This window comes from Pseudoalteromonas sp. 5Ae-yellow (genome assembly GCF_014077565.1).
Lineage (GTDB): Bacteria > Pseudomonadota > Gammaproteobacteria > Enterobacterales > Alteromonadaceae > Pseudoalteromonas.
In genome coordinates, this window is record NZ_JACGWD010000117.1 from 1 (window position 1) to 7091 (window position 7091).

At 39.6% G+C, this 7091-nt stretch carries 5 protein-coding genes; 2 read left to right on the plus strand and 3 right to left on the minus strand.

What is annotated here, in order from left to right; translation table 11 throughout:
• Positions 1–383: 383 nt before the first annotated feature.
• The 3 genes from H4J63_RS19210 to pmbA all read right to left on the minus strand — a co-directional run bounded on the left by H4J63_RS19210 (position 384) and on the right by pmbA (position 4782).
• On the minus strand, positions 384–2459 hold the full coding sequence (locus H4J63_RS19210) for a M13 family metallopeptidase (RefSeq protein WP_182198026.1): 2076 nt from the start codon (positions 2457–2459) through the stop codon (positions 384–386).
• 415 nt (positions 2460–2874) lie between these two features.
• Positions 2875–3360 (minus strand): DUF721 domain-containing protein, encoded by a 486-nt coding sequence (locus H4J63_RS19215; RefSeq protein WP_024589904.1) that lies wholly within the window; start codon positions 3358–3360, stop codon positions 2875–2877.
• A 72-nt stretch (positions 3361–3432) separates the two neighbouring features.
• On the minus strand, positions 3433–4782 hold the full coding sequence (gene pmbA, locus H4J63_RS19220; RefSeq protein WP_182198028.1) for a metalloprotease PmbA: 1350 nt from the start codon (positions 4780–4782) through the stop codon (positions 3433–3435).
• Positions 4783–4926: 144 nt separating this feature from the next.
• On the opposite strand from pmbA, the gene yjgA reads away from it, so the two are divergent.
• On the plus strand, positions 4927–5460 hold the full coding sequence (gene yjgA, locus H4J63_RS19225) for a ribosome biogenesis factor YjgA (protein ID WP_007582068.1): 534 nt from the start codon (positions 4927–4929) through the stop codon (positions 5458–5460).
• Positions 5461–5584: 124 nt separating this feature from the next.
• Positions 5585–6958 carry an oxygen-independent coproporphyrinogen III oxidase gene (gene hemN / locus H4J63_RS19230; RefSeq protein ID WP_182198029.1) on the plus strand — a complete coding sequence of 458 codons (1374 nt, stop codon included), beginning with the start codon at positions 5585–5587 and terminating at the stop codon, positions 6956–6958.
• Positions 6959–7091: the final 133 nt, after the last annotated feature.

Here is a 7091-nt window from a genome sequence, read left to right on the forward strand (position 1 = left end):
GCGCGGATTACATCAAGGTCAGAAGTAATAATCTTCACTAAAAGACCGTATATATGACAGCAAACCTGTCCCTGCTATCGTTGAATGACACCTTGCAATACTGGAGGAGACCATATATGAACTCTGGTTAAGAAATTTATTAACGTATTGAATCATGGTGATATTTAAATTTATTTTCTCTAGCCAGAGATTTTTAGTGAAAACAAGGCGAATTTACGCGTCAATAGCTGGCCTATTGCAAGTAAATTCAACGTAGTTAGCGCTGAAAATAGCTGCTTGAGATAGATTTATTATCCATAGTTCAGGTTATTTACAAATTCAAGATACAAAAAAAACCAGTAAGCTAAAAACTTACTGGTTTTTTGTTATTTATAGCAATGCAATTACCAGATTTTTACGCGATCTTCTGGTTTGATATACATTTTATCACCTTCTTTTACGTCAAACGCTTCGTAAAACTCAGGCATGTTCGACAAGATACCGATTACACGGTAGTGACTTGGTGAATGAGGGTCTGTTAATAAACGATTACGCAACTCTTCATCGCGGTAGTTACGACGCCAGATTTGTGACCAACCCATAAAGAAGCGTTGATCGCCTGTGTAACCATCTATCACGGGTGATTTTTTATCACCCAAAGATAGCATATACGCTTTATGCGCAACGGTTAAACCACCTAAGTCACCAATGTTTTCGCCAAGCGTTAGCTCACCATTAACACTTGCATCTTCAAATGGTTTATATTCGTTATACTGTGCAACTAAAGCCGCTGTACGCTCTTCAAATTGCTTAAGGTCAGTCTCACTCCACCAGTTACGTAAGTTACCGTCACCGTCGTATTTAGCACCTTGGTCGTCAAAACCGTGGCCAAGCTCATGCCCAATTACCGCGCCAATTGCGCCGTAGTTTACAGCATCATCCGCTTCTAAATTAAAGAATGGTGGTTGTAATATAGCGGCTGGAAATACAATTTCATTGTTTACTGGGTTGTAATACGCATTTACCGTTTGCGGAGTCATGTGCCACTCAGAGCGATCAACTGGTTTACCCAATTTAGCAATCATATCTGCGTATGCCCATTCGCTATAACGAATGTAATTACCTACTAGCTCGTCTGAGTTAATCTCTAGCTCTGAGTAATCTTTCCACGTGTCTGGGTAACCAATCTTAGGCGTAAATTTGTCTAATTTTTCTTTCGCTGCAAGCTTTGTTTCAGGGCTCATCCACTCAAGATTTTCGATAGCAACGCCATAACCTTTAATTACGTTATCAACTAACTCTTCCATGCGTGCTTTAGCTTCTGGCGGGAAGTTATCTTTAACGTATACCTTACCTAAAATTTCACCAAGTACACTGTTAGATGCATCAACCGCTTGCTTCCAAAGAGGTGCTTGTTCTTCTACGCCACGAAGTGTTGTGCTGTAAAAGTCAAAGTTAAGGTTAACTAAATCTTCGCTAAGTAGCTCTGCATAACCACTTACGAAATGAAATTTTAAGTAGTTTTTCCACGTCGCTAAATCTGTGTCTTTGTAAATAGTAGCAAGTGCTTCTAAGTAGCTTGGTTGACGTACAATAATATCACTTGCACTCACACCTGCATCTTTGAAGAATGCAGCTAAATCAAGGTCGCCCATCAACTTGCTTGCGTCTGCTACTGTCATCTTGTTATAAGATTTAGTTGCATCACGGCTTTGCACACGGCTCCACTGAGCATCAGCTAGTGTTTTTTCAAATGCAAGTACGCTCTTGGCAGCTTCTGCTGCATTTTTAACGCCTGATTTTGCTAAAACATCTGTGATGTATTGCTCGTAAGAAGCACGAATTTTAGTGAATTTTTCGTCATCATTTAAGTAATAATCACGATCTGGTAAACCTAGGCCCGACTGAGATAAATACAATGCATACTCGCTCGAGTTTTTAGCATCGTTATTTACAAACCAACCAAACGGTAAAGTACCGCCTTGTTTTTGAATTTTAGCCATTAAACCCACTAAGTCAGCTTTAGATTTAACGCTATCAATCGTATCTAATGACGGTTGTAATGGCGTAATACCTAGCTCATTACGCGCAGATTGATTCATGTAGCTTTTATAAAATGCGCCAATTTTATACTCATCACTGCCTTTTTTAGCAGCTTTGTTTGCGGCTGCACTTTCAAGGGCAATTTTCATCGCTTTTTGTGACTCATCATATAGCTGCGAAAAAGAACCGTAGTTAGACTTATCACCTGGTATTTCAGTTTTAGCTAACCACTGCCCATTTACATGGTAGTAAAAATCGTCTTGTGCGCGTACTGAACTATCCATATTAGCTAATTCAATACCAAGCTCTAGTGGTTTTTCAGCGGGTGCTGTTACTACTGGAGTGTCGGTTACTTTAGTTTCTTGTTGTTTTTCACCACAACCTACCAAGCCAAGCGCAAGTGCGATACTTGCAGCAGCCATTGTTACTTTATTCATAATTATTCCGTTTGTTAGTTAGAATTGAATCATACCAATCTGCTTATATATGGGGTCTATTTAACGTTAAGAAAATCACGCTAGAACCAGGCAAAAGTTTTTGTATCTAGCTGCTCTAAATAAAAAATTTTTAACGACGTTATAGTGCAATTTAATTCGTTAAATTGATCAAAGACTTATGCAGGTTGGTATCACATACCAACTCCATTAAACTCTTGAATATAGCAGGAGTAAAAATAGCACTGCCTACACGCTTTTACTTAATGGAATGGGTATCAAAGAGCTTTCGATCAATATAAAGCCCACGCAGTATCATAAACCTCATTAAGCCAACAATAAAATGGAATATGTAACAAAGTATTTTGAATGCGGTGAGCTGCCAAATTAGCCCCACCAATAACAAGATGGTGGGTAGTTAAGACTTACTTTTATTTTTTCCGTGAAGCGCTAAACGCTCTAGTTTTTCTTTTAAAGAAGGGGGTGCAGAAGATGCTATCGCGTTTAAGTAATCAGCTGTTTGCTCACTCATTTTACGTGAGTTGGTAACTGCAGGACTGCCCGACTTATTCGCTGTACTTAATCTCTGAGTTGCTTGAGGATTTGCAGTTATTTTTATTTGCCCGAGCTCTGCCATTCCGGCAGCTCTAAAATGTGAAAGCATATCCATTTTTAAATAATTAAGCCTAAGCGCTATAGGTGCAGATACCGCCTCTATCATTAGCGTGCCGTCTCGGTAATTACTGACTCGGCATTTATCACCCAACTTAGGACCCAAAAAATCTTTTAATAGGGTTTGCTGTGTATCAAGTGCTTGGCTTTTGCCTGCATAAGCTGATAAACGATTATTTAACCCCGCCATAATATCGGTTAGCGGTTTTGGTGCATATCTATCTTTAGCCATTTTACACCTCGTAAAAGCTCACTTAGACCCAGAGATAATACTCTAGGTCTAAGTATACACTGCGTATTAATACTACGCGCCGGCTATTTGCATTTGCTCTATTAATACTGAGCCAGTTTGAATACCACCACGGCGTTCTATGTCACCACCAATAGCAGATATGCCTTTAAACATATCTTTTAAATTACCAGCAATGGTAATTTCGCTTACAGGATATTGGATTTCACCATTTTCAACCCAAAAACCAGCAGCACCACGAGAGTAATCACCCGTTACGGTATTTACGCCCTGCCCCATTAGCTCTGTAACTAATAAGCCGGTGCCCATCGTTTTTAATAGTGCAGTTAAATCGTTATGAGTTTGCTCAACAAGCCAGTTATGTATACCGCCAGCATGCCCTGTTGGGGTCATATTCATTTTACGCGCGGCATAACTTGCTAATAAATAAGTTTGTAGCTCGCCGCCTTGAATAATTTCCCTATCGAATGTTTTAACACCTTCGCTATCAAACGGTGACGACGCCAACCCTTTTAAAATATGTGGGCGCTCGGCAATATTCACACAATTACTAAATACTTGTGTGCCTAAGCTATCAAGTAAAAAACTTGATTTACGATAAAGCGCACCACCACCAATTGCCGACACTAAGTGACCAAACAATGAATTTGCAATATCGGCTCTAAAAATAACAGGCACTTTCATTGTGCCTAACTTTTGGCTATTTAATTTAGCCAATGTTTCAGCTGCTGCTTCAAGCCCAACTGCCGCTGCGTCATTTAAACCCGCTTGGTCGCGGGCAACAGTATAAGCAGAGTCGCGTTGCATCTGCTCGCCATCTTGACCTATTACCATCGTACTAATGCTATGACGAGTGCGTGGAAAGCCAGTTATCAAACCATGGCTGTTACCATAAACACGTAATCCTTGGTGAGATGAAAAACTCGCACCATCAGAGTTAACAATGCGCTCATCTGCGTTTAATGCAGCTTGCTCAGCAGCATGACAAAGCTCAACACCTTCTTCAGGGCTTACATCCCAAGGATGGTATAAATCTAAATCTTTAGGATTAAATTCAAGCAATTCTTTATCAGCAACGCCGTTAAATGGGTCATCCGATGTAAATTTGGCTATATCAATCGCTTTTTCGACTACCATGCGCAATGTTTTTGGATTTAAATCAGCGGTTGACGCCGAACCTTTATTATTACCAACGTATACACTAATGCCTAAGCCGCCGTCTTGGTTAAACTCAATGGTTTCTACTTCACCCATTCGTGTACTAACCGATAAACCAGACGTGCTAGACATAGCCGCTTCTGCAGCTGTTGCGCCTAATTTTTTGGCATGTTCGAGTACTTCTGCTACCGCATCTTTAACTTGCGATATTTGAGAATAAATTGGATCGTTTTGTTGGCTTTTCATAAATTAAGTCCTGAGCCTTAGAGGCATAATGCACGCATTTCTTATATTTAAATGCTAACACACTCAATGCATCACATCAGCTAATATTCCTAAGTATCATATTCATGTATAATGGCAAAAGTTATTTTTATTTAAGAGCACCCCATGGCAAAGAAAAAAGGCAAGCCTGCTGAAATTGAAGAAGAAATTGAATATGTATCAAGAACGGAGCTTAAGCGCGAAGCGCAAGAGTTTCATCAGTTAGGTACTGAAATTGCCAAAATGGGTAAAAAACAGCGCGAACGCCTGCCATTAAATGACGATTTAAAAGCGGCAATGGTTGTTGCTGATAAAATAAGTAATAAAAGTGACGCGTACCGCCGTCACTTAAACTACATCGCTAAAACGTTGCGTACTGTAGAAAACATTGACGCTATTAGAGCGATTATCGATGTAATGCTTAATAAAAATAACCAAGCTGAAGTATTGGTCAAAAAAATTGAGCAATTACGTTCAGACCTAATTGAACAAGGTGATGACCTTATCAATGAGACTATTGAACAGTTTCCGTCTCTTGATCGTCAGCAAATGCGTCAATTGGTTCGTAATGCGGCAAAAGAAGCGAAAGCTGAAAAGCCGGGTAAAGGTTATAAAGAGTTATTTCAATATCTCAAAGATGCTCATACCGTTACGTATTAATTAGACCGCATTAATTGATATTTTATTAAAAAAGGTGCTTCGGTACCTTTTTTGTTATAGATCAAACCGCCTCACTGCGTACTTTTTTATAATCCCCCCCTAAATAAATACTTAGGTGCGCGTGATGATTAAACTTCCACAATGGGATCAAACCCTAATAAACAAATATAATGTGTCTGGCCCGCGTTATACCTCGTATCCCACCGCTCTATCACTGCGTGACGGGTATCAACAACAAGACCTACTAAGCGCTGTAGAATCGTCAACGAGTCGTTCACTTTCTCTATATATTCATATCCCGTTTTGTAGCCAGCTTTGCTACTACTGTGGTTGTAATAAAATAATTACCCGCCATCAATCTAAGGCAGATACGTACCTCGACTTTTTAGCAAAAGAAATTACTGCCCAAGCTCATTTATTTAAAAACTACACGGTTGAGCAATTACATTTAGGTGGCGGTACTCCCACCTTTTTAACCGCAAAACAAATGACTCGTCTAATTAAGCTTTTAGAGCAGCACTTTAATTTTACAAGCACAACAGAGCGCGGCATTGAAATAGACCCACGCTCACTTGCCGATAATATGCTCGTTGATTTAAGGATGCTTGGCTTTAACCGTGTCTCATTTGGGATTCAAGACTTTAACGACGACGTGCAACTTGCTGTTAATCGCCCGCAAAATGCAGATACGGTTAAGCAATTAATTACACAAGCTCGCGAGCTGGGATTTCAATCTATTAATGCAGATATGATTTACGGGCTTCCTCTGCAAACGCCAGAGAGCTTTAAGCAAACTATAGAGCAACTTATTGAGTTAAGCCCTGACCGAGTATCGGTGTTTAACTACGCGCATTTACCAGAGCGCTTTGCCGCACAGCGTAAGATTAAAGATGCAGATTTACCCAGTGCACATAATAAACTCACTATGTTTAAAAACACGCTGGAGCAGATGACGCAAGCAGGCTATCAATTTATTGGTATGGACCACTTTGCAAAAACCGATAACGAACTAGCTATTGCGCAAAATGAAGGCAAGTTACATCGTAATTTTCAAGGTTATACAACCCATGGAAATTGTGATTTATTAGGCTTAGGCGTGTCATCAATTTCACAAATTGGCACTGCCATTTTACAAAATCAAAAAGAATTAAAACATTATTACCACAGCATCGAAACACAAATCGGCTGTGCCCTTAATAAAGGTATGCACTTAACGCATGATGATGTAATTCGTGCTGATGCAATTAAGCAGCTCATTTGCCAGTTTGAATTAGATATACAAGACTTTAGCGAAAAGCATGCGCTTATATTTAATGACTACTTTAAGGATGCGTTAATTGCGCTTACGCCGCTTATAAAAGATGAACTAGTCACTATAAATGATAATAAAATTAGCGTAACGCCACGCGGCAACTTATTCATTCGTATTATTTGCATGTGCTTTGACGCTCATTTACAAAAACAAATAAATGCGACGCGTTTTTCACGAGTGATTTAGCAGATCACTAGGGCGTGTTGATCTTTGTGGTATGAAAAACAAACAGCATGAAGATAAGGTATAATTGAATTCGCCAGAAAACTTTACACCGAACCTACATGCCAAGATTAATGTTAACAGACGGGACATGGAA